9 protein-coding genes are annotated in these 18,592 nt (G+C 62.0%); 8 read left to right on the top strand and 1 reads right to left on the bottom strand.

Annotated features, from left to right (window positions below; genetic code table 11):
• Positions 1–298: 298 nt before the first annotated feature.
• From rpoB to FHS06_RS04670, 3 genes are all read left to right on the top strand, one after another.
• Positions 299–3,796 carry a DNA-directed RNA polymerase subunit beta gene (gene rpoB, locus FHS06_RS04660; protein WP_167046071.1) on the top strand — a complete coding sequence of 1,166 codons (3,498 nt, stop codon included), beginning with the start codon at positions 299–301 and terminating at the stop codon, positions 3,794–3,796.
• Between the two features lie 41 nt (positions 3,797–3,837).
• Positions 3,838–7,713, top strand: a complete 3,876-nt coding sequence (gene rpoC / locus FHS06_RS04665) for a DNA-directed RNA polymerase subunit beta' (RefSeq protein ID WP_167046074.1) — start codon at positions 3,838–3,840, stop codon at positions 7,711–7,713.
• Positions 7,714–7,857: 144 nt separating this feature from the next.
• Positions 7,858–8,505, top strand: coding sequence for a hypothetical protein (locus tag FHS06_RS04670; RefSeq protein ID WP_167043772.1), 648 nt, complete (start codon positions 7,858–7,860; stop codon positions 8,503–8,505).
• Between the two features lie 9 nt (positions 8,506–8,514).
• Here FHS06_RS04670 and FHS06_RS04675 read toward each other — a convergent pair whose 3' ends face one another.
• Positions 8,515–9,108 carry a hypothetical protein gene (locus tag FHS06_RS04675; RefSeq protein ID WP_167046077.1) on the bottom strand — a complete coding sequence of 198 codons (594 nt, stop codon included), beginning with the start codon at positions 9,106–9,108 and terminating at the stop codon, positions 8,515–8,517.
• A 128-nt stretch (positions 9,109–9,236) separates the two neighbouring features.
• Here FHS06_RS04675 and FHS06_RS04680 point away from each other — a divergent pair, with 128 nt between their 5' ends.
• From FHS06_RS04680 to FHS06_RS04700, 5 genes are all read left to right on the top strand, one after another.
• A complete protein-coding gene (locus FHS06_RS04680; protein WP_167046081.1) occupies positions 9,237–10,223 on the top strand; it encodes an ABC transporter in 987 nt (328 codons plus the stop codon).
• Entirely contained in the window at positions 10,224–10,697 is a 474-nt protein-coding gene (locus FHS06_RS04685) for a hypothetical protein (protein ID WP_167046084.1), read from the top strand.
• Between the two features lie 20 nt (positions 10,698–10,717).
• Positions 10,718–11,389, top strand: a complete 672-nt coding sequence (locus FHS06_RS04690) for a spermidine/putrescine ABC transporter substrate-binding protein (RefSeq protein ID WP_167047945.1) — start codon at positions 10,718–10,720, stop codon at positions 11,387–11,389.
• A 144-nt stretch (positions 11,390–11,533) separates the two neighbouring features.
• Complete coding sequence (locus FHS06_RS04695) at positions 11,534–12,673, top strand: serine/threonine-protein kinase (RefSeq protein WP_167046087.1); 1,140 nt, start codon at positions 11,534–11,536, stop codon at positions 12,671–12,673.
• Between the two features lie 17 nt (positions 12,674–12,690).
• Positions 12,691–18,588 carry an Ig-like domain-containing protein gene (locus FHS06_RS04700; RefSeq protein WP_341779521.1) on the top strand — a complete coding sequence of 1,966 codons (5,898 nt, stop codon included), beginning with the start codon at positions 12,691–12,693 and terminating at the stop codon, positions 18,586–18,588.
• Positions 18,589–18,592 lie beyond the last annotated feature (4 nt).

The following is an 18,592-nucleotide window of genomic DNA, read 5'->3' on the forward strand; positions in this document are numbered from 1 at the left end:
GCATACTCACAGTGAGCCGGATTATCCGCGGAATATTAGCTCATCTTGGCGGCAAAAGGTCGGTTTATACCTCACGATTCACACCGGGTCAAGGATCCAGTAGACACGGCGCGTCACGCGGGATATAGTTGTTCCTTGCGCTCTTGGATTCTCCCTGCCCTCATATGGTGGTCGGCTGGGCCTCCACGTCCCCGTGCTGTCACGGTGCGTGACGTGAAGGCTAAATGGGGGACGACTGAGCAGTTCACCTGACGACAAAGGATCACGAGCCCTCATCCGGGCTCACGGAGGTTATCCCTTGGCTGCTGCGCCCAACGCATCCAACCCCACCACCCCCAAGAACGGTCGCGATGCGTCGCGGCTTTCGTTCGCCAAGATCTCCGACACGCTGACGGTCCCTGACCTTCTCGCGTTGCAGACGGAGTCTTTCGACTGGCTCGTCGGTAACGACGCCTGGAAGACGCGTCTAGCTGAGGCACAGGCACAGGGGCGCACTGACATCGCGCTCCACAGCGGCCTGGAAGAGATCTTCGAGGAGATCTCGCCTATCGAGGACCTGAGCGAGACGATGCAACTCTCGTTCACTAACCCGTATCTCGAGCCGGAGAAGTACTCGATCGATGAGTGCAAGGAACGCGGCAAGACATACGCGGCTCCGCTCTACGTCGAGGCTGAGTTCATGAATCACCAGACCGGTGAGATCAAGACCCAGACCGTCTTCATGGGCGACTTCCCGTTGCAGACCAACAAGGGAACGTTCATCATCAACGGCACCGAGCGTGTCGTTGTGTCGCAGCTCGTCCGTTCACCCGGTGTCTACTTCGACAAGACCGCCGACAAGACGAGTGACAAAGACATCGTTTCGGCGCGTGTCATCCCGAGCCGTGGTGCATGGCTCGAGTTCGAGGTCGACAAGCGCGACCAGGTCGGTGTTCGTATCGACCGCAAGCGCAAGCAGTCGGTCACGGTCTTCCTGAAGGCCCTCGGCCTCACGAGCGAAGACATCCTCAACGAGTTCGCCGGCTTCACGTCGATCGAAGAGACCCTCGCGAAAGACACGATCCTCACCAAGGAAGATGCGCTTCGCGACATCTACCGGAAGCTCCGTCCGGGCGAGCAGGTTGCTGCTGAAGCTGCCCGTGCGCTGCTCGACAACTTTTACTTCAGTGCAAAGCGCTACGACCTCGCGAAGGTTGGTCGCTACAAGATCAACCAGAAGCTCGGTATCGACAAGCCGCTGAGCGACTCGGTTCTTTCCGTTGAAGACGTCGTTGCAACGATCAAGTACCTCGTGCGTTTGCACCGTGGCGACGCGTCGTACGACGGCGTCCGCTCGGGCAAGCCCGCCGAGATCCGTATCGACGTTGACGACATCGACAACTTCGGTAACCGCCGTATCCGCGCCGTCGGTGAGCTCATCCAGAACCAGGTGCGCACCGGACTTTCGCGCATGGAGCGTGTTGTGCGTGAGCGCATGACGACGCAGGACATCGAGGCGATCACGCCGCAGACCCTGATCAACGTGCGCCCCGTCGTCGCCGCGATCAAGGAGTTCTTCGGAACCAGCCAGTTGTCGCAGTTTATGGACCAGAACAACCCGCTCGCGGGCCTGACCCACAAGCGTCGCCTTTCGGCGCTTGGACCCGGTGGTCTGTCGCGTGAGCGTGCAGGCGTCGAGGTTCGTGACGTTCACCCGTCTCACTACGGCCGCATGTGCCCGATTGAGACGCCTGAAGGCCCCAACATTGGTCTGATCGGTTCGCTCGCATCGTTCGCTCGTATCAACGCGTTCGGTTTCATCGAGACCCCGTACCGCCGTGTCGAAAACGGCAAGGTCTCCAAGACCATCGACTACCTGACCGCCAGCGAAGAGAACGACTTCACTGTTGCTGGTGCCGGTGCTGAACTTGCTGCAGACGGCTCGTTCGCTACCGACCGCGTGCTAGCACGTCGCGGTAAGGGTGGCGAGGTTGACCTCTACCCGGCCGAAGAAATCGGCTACATGGATGTCTCGCCGCGCCAGATGGTGTCGGTTGCGACGTCGCTCATCCCCTTCCTCGAGCACGACGATGCAAACCGCGCGCTCATGGGTGCCAACATGCAGCGTCAGGCTGTGCCGCTCGTGCGCAGCGAATCGCCCGTGGTCGGTACCGGTATGGAGGGCTACGCAGCCATCGACGCCGGTGACGTTGTCACGGCTCAGAAGGCCGGTGTGGTTCGCGAGGTGTCGGCTGACGTCGTCACCATCCAGCTCGATGAGGGTGGCACACAGGACTACTTCCTGCGTAAGTTCGACCGCTCCAACCAGGGCACGAGCTACAACCAGCGTGTGATCGTCTCCGAAGGTGAGCGCATCGAAGTCGGCGAGGTTATCGCCGACGGACCCGCCACCGAAGACGGTGAACTCGCCCTCGGTAAGAACCTCCTCGTAGCGTTCATGACGTGGGAGGGTCACAACTTCGAAGACGCGATCATCCTCAGCCAGGACCTCGTGAAGAACGACACGCTCTCCTCGATTCACATCGAAGAGTACGAAGTCGACTCGCGCGACACGAAGCTCGGTAAGGAAGAGATCACTCGCGACCTTCCGAACGTGAGCCCCGATCTGCTGAAGGACCTCGACGAGCGCGGCATCATCCGCATCGGCGCCGAGGTTCGTCCCGGTGACATCCTCGTCGGCAAGGTCACGCCCAAAGGTGAGACCGAGCTCAGCGCCGAGGAGCGTCTGCTTCGTGCGATCTTCAACGAGAAGAGCCGCGAAGTTCGCGACACTTCATTGAAGGTTCCCCACGGCGAGCAGGGCACGATCATCGCCGTCAAGGAGTTCAACGCCGAAGATGGTGACGACGAGCTCGGCTCGGGCGTCAACCGTCGCGTTGTTGTCTACATCGCCCAGAAGCGCAAGATCACCGAAGGTGACAAGCTCGCTGGTCGTCACGGAAACAAGGGCGTCATTGCGAAGATTCTGCCCGTCGAGGACATGCCGTTCCTCTCGGACGGTACTCCCGTTGACATCGTGTTGAACCCGCTCGGTATCCCCGGTCGAATGAACTTCGGTCAGGTGCTCGAGACCCACCTCGGATGGATCGCGAAGCAGGGCTGGAAGGTCGAGGGTAGCCCCGAGTGGGCTGGCCGTCTTCCCGACAACGCACGCGAAGCTGCCCCCGGCACGAAGGTTGCAACCCCCGTGTTCGACGGTGCAGCCGAGACGGAGATCGCGGGTCTGCTCGACTCGACGCTCCCGACGCGTGACGGTGTACGCCTCATCGACTCCAGCGGTAAGACGCAGCTGTTCGATGGTCGTTCGGGTGAGCCTTTCCCGGCGCCGATCTCGGTTGGCTACATGTACATCCTGAAGCTTCACCACCTCGTCGACGACAAGATCCACGCGCGTTCGACGGGTCCGTACTCCATGATCACCCAGCAGCCGCTCGGTGGTAAGGCACAGTTCGGTGGTCAGCGCTTCGGTGAGATGGAAGTGTGGGCGCTCGAGGCTTACGGCGCGGCTTACGCACTGCAGGAGCTCCTCACCATCAAGTCCGACGATATCCTCGGCCGCGTCAAGGTGTACGAGGCAATCGTCAAGGGCGAGAACATCCAGGAACCGGGCATCCCCGAGTCCTTCAAGGTGCTCATGAAAGAAATGCAGTCGCTCTGCCTGAACGTCGAGGTCCTCTCGGCTGATGGCACCGTCGTCAACTTGCGTGACACGGATGACGACGCTTTCCGCGCAGCGGAAGAGCTCGGCATCAACATCTCCAGCCGATTCGAGTCCTCGTCAATCGACGAGATCTGATCCGGCCCCCCAGCGACAGAATTTCCGACACAGGAGAACCAGTGCTCGAATCCACCACCTTCGATCAGCTTCGCATCGGCCTTGCGACCGCCGACGACATCCGTCGTTGGTCCTTTGGCGAGGTAAAGAAGCCCGAAACCATCAACTACCGCACGCTCAAGCCCGAGAAGGACGGTCTGTTCGGCGAGCAGATCTTCGGACCTTCCCGTGACTGGGAGTGCGCCTGCGGTAAGTACAAGCGCGTCCGATTCAAGGGAATCGTCTGCGAGCGTTGCGGCGTGGAGGTCACCAAGTCCTCCGTGCGTCGTGAGCGCATGGGCCACATTGAGCTCGCCGCACCCGTTACCCACATCTGGTACTTCAAGGGCGTTCCCTCGCGCTTGGGATACCTGCTCGACATGGCACCGAAGGACCTCGAAAAGGTCATCTACTTCGCCGCCTACATGGTGATCTCAGTCGACGAGGACGCACGCCACCGCGACCTCCCGACGCACGAGAACAACCTGCGTCTCGAGATGAAGACGATCGGAGACCGTCGCGACGCGAAGGTTGCTGACCGCCTCCAGAAGCTGGAAGAGGAGCTTGCTGCTCTCGAAGCTGAAGGCGCGAAGGCCGACGCTAAGAAGAAGGTCAAGGACGCCGCAGAGAAGGAGATGTCGTCGACGCGTAAGAACGCCGACGAGCAGATCTCCAAGCTCGAGCGCGTGTGGGAAGACTTCCGCACGCTCGATGTCGGTGCTCTCAAGCCCGAAGATGACGTCTTCCACGAGCTCCAGGACCGCTTCGGTCAGTACTTCGAAGCCCACATGGGTGCCGAGTCGATCCAGCGTCGCCTTGCAGCGTTCGACCTGCAGTCGGAGGCGGACAGCCTTCACCTGCAGATCTCAGAGGGTAAGGGTCAGCGGAAGATCCGCGCGATCAAGCGCCTCAAGGTCGTCAACTCGTTCCTTCAGACCGGCATGAGCCCGGCTTCGATGGTGCTCGATGTTGTTCCGGTCATCCCGCCGGAGCTGCGCCCGATGGTGCAGCTCGACGGTGGTCGCTTCGCGACCAGCGACTTGAACGACCTCTACCGTCGCGTCATCAACCGCAACAACCGTCTGCGTCGTTTGCTTGACCTCGGTGCTCCCGAGATCATCGTCAACAACGAGAAGCGCATGCTTCAAGAGGCTGTTGACGCACTGTTCGACAACGGTCGTCGTGGTCGCCCCGTTACCGGAACCGGTAACCGCGCTCTCAAGTCGCTGTCAGACATGCTCAAGGGCAAGCAGGGTCGTTTCCGTCAGAACCTGCTGGGTAAGCGCGTTGACTACTCGGGTCGTTCCGTCATCATCGTCGGACCTCAGCTCAAGCTCCACCAGTGTGGTCTGCCCAAGCAGATGGCACTCGAGCTGTTCAAGCCGTTCGTCATCAAGCGCCTGATCGACCTCGGTCACTCGCAGAACATCAAGGCAGCAAAGCGCGCCGTTGAGCGCACACGCCCCGAGGTGTGGGACGTGCTCGAGGAGATCATCCGCGAGCGCCCCGTGCTCCTCAACCGTGCGCCCACGCTGCACCGTTTGGGAATCCAAGCGTTCGAGCCTCAGCTCGTTGAGGGTAAGGCCATCCAGCTTCACCCCCTCGTCTGTGCTGCGTTCAACGCTGACTTCGACGGTGACCAGATGGCTGTTCACCTTCCGCTGTCGGTCGAGGCTCAGGCCGAAGCTCGCATCCTGATGCTCGCTTCGAACAACATCCTGAAGCCTTCGGACGGCCGCCCGGTGACCCTGCCTTCGCAGGACATGATCATCGGTCTCCACCACCTGACCACGGTCAAGGTTGGTGGCGCCGGTGAGGGTCGCGTCTTTGGTTCTGTGGGAGAAGCGATTCTCGCAAAGGATGAGGGCACGCTCGATCTCCAGTCGAAGGTACGCATTCGCGTTCCCGGTCTCTCATTCCTTGAGGGCGAAGCCCCCGAGGGATACGAGCGCCACGGTCTGCTTGACGCATCTCTCGGTCAGGCGATCTTCAACGACACCCTTCCCAAGGGCTACCCGTTCGTTCGCGAGCAGGCAGACAAGGGCAAGCTGTCGCAGATCGTCAACAAGCTCGCTGAGGAATATCCGAAGGTGGAGGTCGCGGCATCGCTCGACCGCATCAAGGATGCCGGTTTCTACTGGGCTACGCGCTCGGGCGTTACCGTCGCGCTGAGCGACATTCTTACCCCTCCCGGTAAGAAGGACATCATCGCCCGCTACGAGAAGCTCGCCGCGAAGGTTCAGGCTCAGTACGAGAAGGGCCTCACGACCGACGCCGAGCGTCGCCAGGAGCTCATCAAGATCTGGACCGAGGCAACCGACGAGGTTCAGGTCGCGATGCGCGCGAACTTCCCCGAGGACAACACCATCAACCGCATGGTGTCGTCGGGTGCTCGTGGTAACTGGCTGCAGATCCGGAACATCGCCGGTATGCGAGGCCTGGTGAACAACCCGAAAGGTGAGATCATCGCCCGTCCGATCATCTCCTCGTACCGCGAGGGTCTGTCGGTCGCCGAGTACTTCATCGCAACCCACGGTGCTCGTAAGGGTCTGGCTGACACGGCGCTTCGTACCGCCGACTCGGGATACCTCACACGTCGACTCGTCGACGTCTCGCAGGATGTCATCATCCGCGAAGAGGACTGCGCAACGTCGAAGGGCCTCGCGTTCACGATCGCGGCTCCCGGAGCCGATGGCGTGCTGGTCAAGGATGCAAACGTTGAGAACTCCGTGTTCGCTCGTACGCTTTCCGCTGATGTTGTCGACGACAAGGGCGAGATTCTCGCTGAGTCTGGCGCTGACGTCGGAGACGTCCTCATCAACAAGCTGGTCGAAGCCGGCGTCACCTCGATCAAGGTGCGCTCGGTCCTGACCTGTGAGTCGGCCGTTGGTGTCTGCGCGAAGTGCTACGGCCGTTCGCTGGCAACCGGCAAGGTCGTCGACATCGGTGAGGCAGTCGGTATCATCGCAGCACAGTCGATCGGTGAGCCCGGTACCCAGCTGACGATGCGTACCTTCCACACCGGTGGTTCGGCTTCGGCAGATGACATCACGCAGGGTCTGCCCCGCGTGCAGGAGCTGTTCGAGGCGCGCACGCCTAAGGGTTCTTCACCGATCGCTGAGGCCGATGGCCGTATCACGATCGAAGAGACGGACAAGTCCAAGAAGGTCATCCTGACGCCTGACAACGGCGATGAGCCGCACGTCTACCCCGTGCTGAAGCGCGCGACGCTGCTGGTCGAAGATGGCCAGCACGTCACGGTTGGCGAGCCCCTGCAGGTCGGAACTCTCGACCCGAAGGAGATCATGCGTGTTCTGGGCGCTCGTGAGGTGCAGAAGTACCTCGTGAACGGTGTCCAGGGCGTCTACCGCTCACAGGGTGTTCCGATCCACGACAAGCACATCGAGGTCATTGTTCGTCAGATGCTGCGGAAGGTGACCGTGGTTGACCACGGTGACACGACGCTGCTTCCGGGTGAGCTCATTGACTCGCGTCGCTTCGTTGACGTCAACCGCCAGACGGTTGGCGAGGGCAATCGTCCCGCATCCGGCCGTTCGGAGCTCATGGGTATCACGAAGGCGTCGCTTGCGACCGAATCGTGGTTGTCAGCAGCTTCGTTCCAGGAGACGACCCGCGTTCTCACGCAGGCCGCCATGGAAGGCAAGAGCGACCCGCTGATGGGCTTGAAAGAGAACGTCATCATCGGAAAGCTCATCCCCGCCGGAACAGGGCTCGCGAAGTACCGCGACGTCACGGTGGAAGCAACCGAAGAAGCGAAGAGCGAGCGGTACCCCAACCGCATCTTCGCGTCCGACGGCGCTTACAGCGATGCCGACCTGAGCTATGTCGACTTCGACAGCTTCTCGACGGACGACTTCACGCCCGGCACGTACAACTAGCGAACAGGATGCCGCAGTGAGCTGCGGCATCCTGTGTCGATCGATTGGGTCTCAGCTTCGGCTGGGGCCCTTTCGTCGTTCTGACCGCGCGTCGTGCCGGGTCACCTTCCCCGGCCGCACGTAGCGTTGAGGAGGAGGTCGCAGATGGCAAAACTTGGGGGGCGAAACAACTGGCTTGCTTGGCCGGTTGGTCTCATCTGTGCTGCCATCATCGGTGTCCTCGTCGTTGTGGCGCTTCCGATGGTCGGGCCCTCAATTGACTGGGCCGGAAGTGCCCTGCGAGGGCCGACGGTTGCGCCTCGTGTGGCCGTCGAGCCAGAAGACGCTCGACTCGGCACTGTCGCAGGCCCGGTTGAATCGGCAGACCCATCGGCGTCAGTCGACGAGTGCCATTCGCTTTACACCGATGTGCTGTGGGAAGAATTGAGTTCCCGCACCGGGGGACACCCGATTCAAAATGACGCCCTACCGACAACTCATGCCACGAGTCTCGCGGCGGCGCTCGGGCCAAAGGTCCTCGAGACGTGTGCCTGGAACGCGACAACGACCGGCAGCATCGTGACAACGGTTTCTGAAGTCGAAGGCGGCGCACAGGGCATCGCCGAGGCAAGCCTCGGTAGCCAGGGTTACGTCTGCTCGGAGTTTGGTGACGGCATCCGGTGCACGAAGAACATCGATAACACCCGTGAGGACCACGTCTTTCGTGATGGCCTGTGGGTTGCGACGCAATTCAGCGCGTGGGAGCCATCGCTGTACACGGAGCGGGTCGCCGAGCGCCTCTGGCCCGGATAGCGAAACGTCTTAGCCGAAAACGCTGTCGACAACTGCCGCGGTGTAGCCCGCCGGCGCGAGATTCGAGTATTGCGTGTCGATGAGGATGTCGTCGCGCCAGAAGAGGGTGCGCCCATCGTTTACCTGGTACTTCTGATTCATCCAGACCTTCTCGCACCGAGTACCGTCGTCGGGCGTGTAGCAGGAGTAGCCGTCGTCGGCGCGCAACTGATTCATGAGATCGAGAGCGGGTCCGCGGTTCATCGCCGAAACTGTGGTCTGCAAGTACGTGGTGTCGGCGCGGACATCCCGCCACAGGCAAATGAGTGACCCGTCGGCCTGTACGCCCGTCGAAACTCCGGTCGCGGGATCGTTGAGCGGAGTTTCGCCGAGCTCATCCAGCACGTCTTGAGTGAGAATCTTGCGACAGTCTGTCGGGAGCGAAACGGCAGTGACGCTCGGAGTCGGTGTCGGGGAGGCGGAGAGGCTTTCGCTTGGAGTCGCGCTCGTGCGAGCGGGCGCAGGCGACGCAGATGGTTCCGGGAGGCAAGCCGCCAGCGAGAGTGTCAGCGTGACAACCGCTGTCGCGATTACGACACCACGTAACTGCTGGTTCAGGGGCATGATGCTCACGATAAGTCCCGATTCGGTTACACACGTGGAGACACGGCGGCACGCCTGCGCCCCGCACAGACCCGCGGGTATTAGCCTCACAGGGGCGGGGAGGTGTCCCGCAGGAGGAGCAGCATCCGATGAGCGATTCGAAATCATCGTACGGCGAACCGGTCGACGAGCCGAAAGACGTCGACGACGTCGTAGGAGAGGCGCAGGCGGGTCTCGCTGACGCCGACGCTGCCGGTCGTGACGCGACCGATAGTTCGGACGGCGCAGTTCCGGCGAGTGCGGCTGAGGCAGCTCAGGAAGACGCCATCGCATCATCAGCGCGCGTCGAGTCTGGACCTGCTCCGGAAGCTCACGCGACCGTTGACGCTGCCGAACAGCCCGATGCCTCATCCGGCGCTGCCTGGTATGACCGCCCCCTTGAAGAGACTCCCGGCGCTGCTGAACCTGCGGCTGCTGATGCCTCAGCGACCGCAGTGACAGCCAGTGAGCCCGCTCCGGCTGAGGCAGGCTATACAGAAGAAGTTGCATACGTTGCACCCTCGGCGCCCCAGCCGATCTTTGTGCAGGCCCCCGAGGCGCCGCGTCCGCGCGGCAACCGCGGTGCGGCAGGCGCAATTGGACTTCTCGCAGCGCTCGGTTTCGCCGTCTTGCTGCTTGCTGCCGTGCTCATCATCGGGTGGAGCGCTGGCCGGATCAACGTTGACTCACTTGTTGACACGATCGTTCTGACCGTCACCGCGTGGAACTTCTGGATGCCGGTAGCAGTCTTCTACTTCGCTTTCTGGCTGCTGGGCGCAGTGATCAACCGCGGTCGCTGGGGCCATTGGGTTGTGTGGGGTGTGCTCGTCGGGGTCGCTTCGTACTTTGGTTACATCCTCGGCGCCCTGTTTCAGGCTCCGTTCTGGTTGCTCACGGCGCGCGATGGTCTCGCGCTCATCGGTGCCGAGGCGCTTTCGCCCTACGCCATCATTTCTTTCGTGCTGGGTCGTGAACTTACTATCTGGTTCGGCGCGTGGGTTTCACGTCGCGGCAAGCGTGTGAGCGAAATCAACGACGAAGCACAGCTCGAATACGAGCGAACGCTCGAAGCCGGCCCGCAGCTCTACCGCGGATAAGTGTCACGAGAGGCGAATTCCGGGAGCAGTGGCGTTGGCCCTGCCGCGGCACTTGCCTTTTCGGGCATCGGCTTCGTCGCGCTCGCGATCTGCGGTCTTGGGATCGCGAGTCTCGTGACAAACACTGATGTGATCACAACGAGGGGTCTGGGACAGATTCCCGGAGTCGTCGGCTTCGTGGGGGCGCTTGCGGGCTGGGCGGGTGCCACGTGGGTGGGCCTTCGGCGCACTCGTCCGTCGTTCTTCACTGCAGGATGGGCGTGTGCTGCCGGGTATCTCGCCTACATTTTCGTCACTGGCATCGCTGCAGCTATCGCGGTAGCTGACACGGCGGTTGGCGGTTCAGTTGCGGCGGCGCTTGCGGTGGGCTGGCCGGGCGGAATTATTGCGTTCGCCGCGTTCATCGCTTCCTGGTCAGCAATTGCCCTCGTTCGTACCCGAGCACAGCCGCCGCAGTGGCCATGGGAACGCTAATGGGGCTACCGTAGATGTCTGTGGAGCGCTCGCTCGAAACACAGGTCAGCCAGGCGGTGGACGCTTGGCTGCGTTGGGTGCCTCGCTGGGAGCCGGCAACGCATCGCGGACGCGTGGCACCATGCCGCCGCTGTATTGGATCCCCGGTGCTTTCGGCGGCGGGGCTCGGCGCCGACGTGCCGCACGGAGTGCAGCACGGTCTATCCACCCGAGTGAAGTCGATTGTCGATCACTCCGTCGCTGAGTACACGGCGCGGAACCTCCCCATGTTGCAGAGCGAGCTTGACCAACAGGCCGCACGCAACCGTGCTCGGAGCTACCGGCCGGCCGAAGGGCTCGAGCCGGAGTTCGAAGGCTTGCCCCTCGATCCGGAACCCGCGCCTGGGGCGCCTTTTCTCTTCACTCTTTCCGGAATGGCGCATCAAGACGATGCGGAAGTTCCTGCCCTTCCGCCACTGAGTGATGAGGCGAAGGCCGCCCTTCGTCAAGAAGTTGCGCTCGCCGACGACTACGCCAATCTCGTGGGTCGCGAAGTGTGCGCTGTCCTGCTTCATCATCGCCAGCGCATCAACGATGCCGTGTCGGCGTACGTTGAGCCGCAGATCGAAGCGCTTCTCGCAGATCTCTCGCTCTCACTCGATGACCCCTTCGGAAGTGCGCAAACCCCGCGCGACAAGGGCCCTTCGTACTGAGCGCGAACCAGCGCCTCATCGTGAGCACGGTTGTGCTCGCGATGAGAACGGAATTCACCAGGGCTTTTGTTAGCATGATCGAGCTTCATCAGCCAGTTCACTGGGTACTGAGAGCGAACGGACAGCGGTGATGAAAGGGGCAAAGTGTCTCAGCGACTGCCCTCGGCACCGCCGGTTATTCCCGGGCTCGTCTACGTGCGTCCGCTCGGGTCGGGCGGATTCGCCGATGTCTTTCTGTACGCGCAAGACATGCCGCGCCGCCAGGTCGCCGTCAAAGTACTTCCCAGCGACGTGCGTGATCCCGGACTTTTGCGCATGTTCAATTCCGAGGCTGACGTGCTTGCACACCTCTCGGCGCACCCGTCGATCGTGACCGTGTACCAAGCCGGGGTTTCCGCTGATGGGCGTCCCTATATCGTCATGGAGTATTGCCCCGGATCCTTCGCGCAACGCTACCGCGTAGAGCGGCTGCCGGTCGCCGATGTTCTGGCAACAGGCGTGCGCATGGCAAGTGCTCTTGAATCCGCGCACCGGGCCGGCTTGATTCATCGTGATGTCAAGCCGAGCAACATCCTGATCACGACCTTCGGCACTCCGGTTCTCGCTGACTTCGGAATCGCGTCTTCGCTTGCGCTCGATCCCTCTGACGAAGTGCTCGCGATGTCTATTCCATGGAGCGCGCCGGAGATCATCGCAGAGGACACCGCAGGAACAGTCTCAACCGAGGTCTGGAGCCTTGGGGCGACCATTTATTCGCTTCTCGCTGGCCAGAGTCCGTTTGAGCGACGCGATCGCGGCGAAAACTCTCGCGAACAGTTGAAGCGCCGCATCGCGCGCGCCAGCTATGCGCCGATCGCACGCACAGACGTTCCCGGTGCACTCCAGGACGTGCTCGCGCGTGCCATGAGCCGCAATCCTGAGCATCGATATGGCTCGGCGAGAGAAGTAGCTGAGGCGCTTCGCACAGTGCAGGCCGAGCTCGCGCTTCCCATGACGCCGATCGAAGTCGCCGCCGAAGAATGGGCCGCATCCGGCCCTGTACTCGATTTCTCAGATGGCTCGCTGCGCGGTCCGGTGCGGACGACGGTCGAACGCGAAAGCTACCGCAAGCCGCGATCGCGAACCGGCATGTCTTCTCACGTGAGAGATGAAGACACCGACATCACCGCACCGGGCAGGCGACCCGCGATGCGGAGAGCCTTTCCTTGGCTGATTGCCATTGGCGGCCTCGTTCTCGTGGTCGCCACCGCGGTGACAGTCTTGTTGATCGCTGGCGTGCTCTGATGCGCCCGCGGACAGTAGTGACGACGGTCGCCTCCATCGCATCCCTTGCGCTTGTCGCTACGATTGCCGCCGTTTGGCCCGGCTTGGATGCCCACGACACGCCTCTCGCTGATACGTCGGTCTGGGCTATGCAAACCGGCGACGGTCGACGTTACGCGCGCGTGAACACGACCGTGGGTGAGCTCGACACCGTGCGTGCCGTGAGCAATCCCAGCCAAATCGTGCAGACGTCGGACGCCGCCTACCTATTTTCAGATAGCTACAGCAAGGTCACGGCGATTGACGAAGCGCTGCCAACCGATCTTGATGAAGAGACGTTGAAAGCGTCACCGTCGACTCCTCCGGGGACCGTCGACGTCGAAACAGCAGGAGATTTCGTCGCGTATCGTACCGATGCCGGCGCTGTCTACGTGGGACTTCTCTCTCAGGGCACGCCGCAAGCTGTCGAGCCTTTTCGCACGGACGATGACGAAGACGCCGTCAGCTATACCGCCGACGCAATTGCCGTCAACGGTGACGGAACGCTGTTCGCCTACTCGTCACAAGACGATTCGGTGTTGACCTACGACATTTCCGACGGTTCGGTGCGCGAGCGCGATGACCTCACGGCAGATCTCGGCACGCCGGCTGTGACCGCCGCGGGCGATGCGTGGGTGGTGGTAGACGCCGAAGACGGTGAATTGTGGCGTCGAGGCTCGGATGCCGCGGGGACGGCGGGAACCACTGGCACTGTCGTGGTTGGCCGCGCTGACGCTGACGCTGATGCGGTCTACCTTGCTGACGAAACGATGCTCGTACGCGTTCCTGCCGACGGCTCAGATATTTCGACTGCGGTCGGTGGGGGCTCGGCCGTATTGGGGAGCCCCGCCGCGCCTATTGTGCGGGATGGTGTCGTCTACGCCGCCTGGGTGGCCGGTGAAACGGGCGGCGGCGTGCTGTGGACCTCCGACGGTGGTCAGGTTGCTCTTGACTACAACGGCGAGAGTTTGGGAGATGTTCGTCGCCCGGTTTTCGTCGCGACGGATGAAGCCGTCATCTTGAATGAGATGAGAAGCGGCTGGGTATGGACCGTTCCCGACGGGGCACTCGTCGCGTCGAGTCAGGACTGGTCGCTGGATGACCGCACTGACCCAGAATCCGTTCCGAGTGACGAGCAGCTCGCTGTCGTCATCGACCCCAAACCACCGATAGCCGAACCCGACACATTTGGTGTGCGCCCGGGCGCGCTGGTATCGCTCGCTGTGCTCTTGAACGATCACGACCCGAACGAAGATGTTCTCAGCATCGACCCCACCTCGGTAACGGGCCTCGACCCGGGTTTCGGAACGCTCTCACTCACGGAAGACCAGCAGCAGCTGGCGATCAGAGTCGATCCTGAGGCGACGGGAACCGCCACGTTTTCTTATGCCGTCACCGACGGGACAACGGATGATGGGCTAATTTCCAACTCCACCACTGTCACGCTCACAACCGTCGGTGCAGAGAGCTCCGCGCCCGTCTGGTGCGGAGTCGAATCATGTCTGGCGGAATGGCCGACCCCCGAGGTTTCCCCCGGCGGAACTGTTACGGTTCCGGTTTTGAACGGCTGGGTGGACCCCGAAGGCGACCCGCTTTTCCTGCTCAGTGTTGACAACGCATCGGACGTGGGCAGCGTTGCCGCGTCGCCGTCGGGCGAAGTTGTCTTCCAGCACAGCGACGACGGCGGAGGTGCCGAGCAAGTCGTGCAATTGGACGTCACAGTATCGGACTCGACCGGTCAAACTGTGACGAAGCCGCTGATCGTGAGGATCTCTTCTCAGCCGCAGCTTTCCGTGCAGTCGTTCGCGCTTGTCGACACGATCGACGCGAGCCTGACTGTCGATGTTGCTCCCCACGTGACCGGAACCGCAGGCACACTCGCTGTCACCTCCGTGCGTGTCCTTGACGACGCCGATGCTTCGGCGACGATCATCGAGGGTGCGACCACGTTCGACTTTGCGCCAAATGATCCCGGGATATACCGCGTCGATTTCACTGTGACGGATGGGCTGTCTGAAGCATCGGGCACTGCCCGCATCACGGTGTTGGAGGCATCCGCACCCGCTCAGTTGGCGACGGCGCCAGTCGTGGCGTTCGTGAGACCGCAAGAAGACGCGACAATCGACGTTTTTAGCGCGGTGTCGAACCCAACGAGGCGCGTGCTGTTGCTCAGCGATGTCACCGCTCGCGCCGCCGATGGCTCGAGCCTTTCGGTCGATTCGGTCGCCCAGAACTATCTGCGGGTCACCGGTACGACCGAAACTGGCGAAAGTGGGCTGCTGGGCACGGTGGATTACACAGTCAGCGATGGAACCGACGACACCGGATCGCGCGTTGAGGGTGAAGCTGTGGTCTACCTGCTGCCCGAAGCGCCCGACCTGGCTCCGATTGCGGTCGATGACAGTGTGGTCGTGCGTGCTGGCGAGCAGATCGACATTCCCGTGCGAGAAAACGACATTTCTCCGGCAGGCGGGTTGCCCATCCTCGATCCCTCCACTGTGAGCTCTTCGACTCCAGATGCGCTTGCTTTCGCTTCTGGTGGCGTGCTGAGATACCTCGCTCCGGAAGAACCCGGCGACTACACGATCGATTATTCCGTCTACACCCAGGGTGCACCATCGCTCGTCGACACCGCGAAAGTCCGCGTTCGCGTCGTTCCAAGCGACGTCAACCGTGCACCTCGACCCGAAACGCTCGAGGGCAGAGTGCTCGCAGGCCAGTCGACAGCGATCAGCTTCGACGGGTTCGGTATGGACCCCGACGGCGACGTGGTGACATTGAAGTCGGTCGTGACGCAGCCGGAGTCGGGCGTTGCGACGATCTCCGCTGACGGCGAATCAATCGAATACTCGAGCGTCTCGGGTTTTCGAGGTCAGGTGAGCTTTCGCTATCGCGTCACGGATGCCGCGGGATCGACAGGGGAGGGCACAGTCCGAATCGGGGTGCTCGATGGGGAATCTAATCCGAGCCCGATCACCTTCACCGACTATGTCCAAGTACAGGCCGGCGAAGACAGCACGATCCGCGTCAGCCCCTTGGCGAACGATATCGATCCCACAATGAAGCGCCTTTCGCTCACAGCTGTGCGCCCAGACCTCCCCGAAAGACTCAGTGACGGCAGCGTCAACGCGGAGTACGGGCGACGCGACGCTCACATTGGTGCGCTCACCGACACCACGGTCGTTATCGAGGCCGGTACTGAGCCGGGCACGATGTCTTTCCTATACGACGTCGAATCGGCGTCAGGCAACACCGGCCGTGGGCTCATCGTTGTCAAGGTCGTGAGAGAGAGCGTCCCGGATTATCCCGTCGTAGCCGACACCGTATTGACGGTGCAAAACCGCGACGACTTTATTGATGGCGTCAACGTGATCGATGGCCGCGCCACGTGGTCGAGCGGAGATCTCGACGACGCGACCATCTCGCTCTGGCGGGATTCTGACAGCGACGTGAACGTCGATGGCGACCAGCTGAGTGGGCAACTGCCGGCTCGCACCCGCGTCATTCCGTTTGCGGTCACTGCCGAAACCGCAAGTGGTGAAGTCCAGACATACGCATTCTTGCGTGTGCCTGGCGACGATGACCTATCGCTCTCGCTGAAATCGTCGGTACCGCCCCAGGAAGTCAACGAGCTCGAATCCGTCAGCTTCGACATGACTGATCTCGTCGCCGTCCCCGCGCAGCAAGAAATCGAAGTGGGCAAAGACATTGCCGCGTCCGGCGCCCGCGCGGAGGCATCCTGCCAGGCCGATGGCGGAACCTCTGTACGATACGACGCTGGCGCCGGTGGGCCGTGGACCGATGCCTGCCAGGTTGCGGTGCGCCTCGTAGGGCAAGAGGAGTGGACATACCTTTCGGTGCCGATAACGGTCATCGCAGCTGACCCGCAGCCCATACTTTCGCCGGCATCCATTACTGCTGGGCCCGGCGAGACGGTCACGTTCGATCTCAAGAACATGACAACGTGGCAGCTTCGTGATGACTGGGCCGGTATCGAGTACGCCATCTCTGGCGGCAGCGCGCAATTCGAGGTGTCGCTCGACGGTTCGATCGTCACGATCACAGGCGTTGATACTGCTGTGCCGGGTTCGGAAGCTGCCGTCGTCGTGACCGTTCCAAGCCATGAGGGAGTAGCGCCCGCTCGGCTGCTGTTACGCGTGGGAGCTGCACCCTCCACCCTTCCGCAGGGGGGATCGCTGACACAAACGTGCTCGCAGGCGGCCGGATCTTCGTGCACCATCTCGGTGATCGGCGCGTCCGGTGAAGTGAACCCGTTGCCGGGTACGCCGCTCGAGGTCGTGGGCGTTCGCACCACGGGCGCGTGCGTCGGCGTGAGCTTCGCGGTGTCCTCTACATCAGCGGTGACGGCGTCGTGGTCGCAGGATGCCCCGGGCGCGACGTGCTCGGCAGCATTCACAGTGCGCGATGCTCAAGGCCGACAGACGAGTGCCGAGCGCGATGGGCGAATTCTGCTTGACCTGCAGGGATACCCGAAGGCTCCCGCGAGCGTGCGTCAAGCCTCATACGACAACGGCTCTCTGACGCTTGCTGTTGATCCCGGTGCTGCTCGTGAGGCATACCCCGCACTCACAGGGTTCACGATCCGCTCCAACGGCCAGGTCGTGGCGCAGTGTTCCACGGCAGGCGCCTGCCCCGCGATCTCCGCGCCTAACGGTGAGCGGCGCACCTACGAAGCCTGGGCGGTGAACAGCGTCGGTGAATCGAAGTCGAGTGTGCAGGCGACCGCTTGGGCCTACAAGACGCCAGCGACTCCGAGCCAGATCAGCGCATCACCGGTTGTCACGCCCGATGGAACCGGTGGCGTCGTATCGCTGACGATCGGTCAGGTCGAATCCGCTGAGACCGGGTCGCTCGTGATCTCGAGTGCCGCGGGCGACACGATCACAGTCAACGTCGGGCCCAACCAGCGCAGTGTTCAGGTGCCTTCGTTCCGTGTCGGGGCCAATGTATCTACGGCAATCACCGTGACTCCGGTGTCACGGTTTGATCTGCCGCCGGGGCTCGACGGTGTGACGTCGGGCGCGGCCGCCACCGCATATGGCAATGGCGTCGGTGCGCCAACGAACCCTCGGCTGAGTCTCTCCTCGTCATCGAACGGTGACGGCACGTCGAAGGTCTCCGCGGAGGTCGTGGGAGACTCTGGCGGCGAGGGATCAACGATGCGCTACGGCATCGTGCCGGAAGGCCAGGACTGTCGCCCGAATTCCGGCGGAAACACAGCCTCGTTCGACAGGCTGGAAGACGGGCGCGAATACACGTTCGTCGCGTGTATCGCATCCATCGTTGATGGGCGTTCATTCGGAACGACCCAAACGACCAAGTCTGTGCGCGCCATTCAGAGTGGCTTCGCCCCGACCGGATATACGTTCGTGGTCAATGGCGCACCGCAGGTAAACGGCAACACCGCGCGATGGACGATTACCGAGCAGCCGACATCGAACGAGTCGGTGCCGCGCAATAACCGCGTCGAATTCAGTGGTTGGCCAAGCAACAGCACCTTTGATCAGAACCCAGGGATTCAAGTCCGCTACGTTCACACGTTCTGGAACACATCAACGCCGTACTCGAACGTGTCAGCGCGGGCGGGGAGTGCGCCGTACCAAACGCAAGCTTCATGGGGTGCGACGTGCACACAAGGTGCACCGCTTTCAACTACCTCCCAATCTTCGAATGGGCTCGCAGCAATCACATTCGACCCCGCAGCGCTCGTTTACTACGACGCAGATAACGCGGTAGTGCCGCACGAGGCAGGCACCTGGGATGTTCCTGCTGGCGCGGTGCGCGTTGACGGCATCCGCGTAACAGTTGACTGGAGCGCGCAGGGCTGGAACCTTTCGCCTGCTTCTCAGAATTTCTCCGTGACGTGTGCTCCTTGAGCCA

The sequence above is a fragment of the Microbacterium halimionae genome, from assembly GCF_011761265.1.
Classification (GTDB): domain Bacteria; phylum Actinomycetota; class Actinomycetes; order Actinomycetales; family Microbacteriaceae; genus Microbacterium; species Microbacterium halimionae.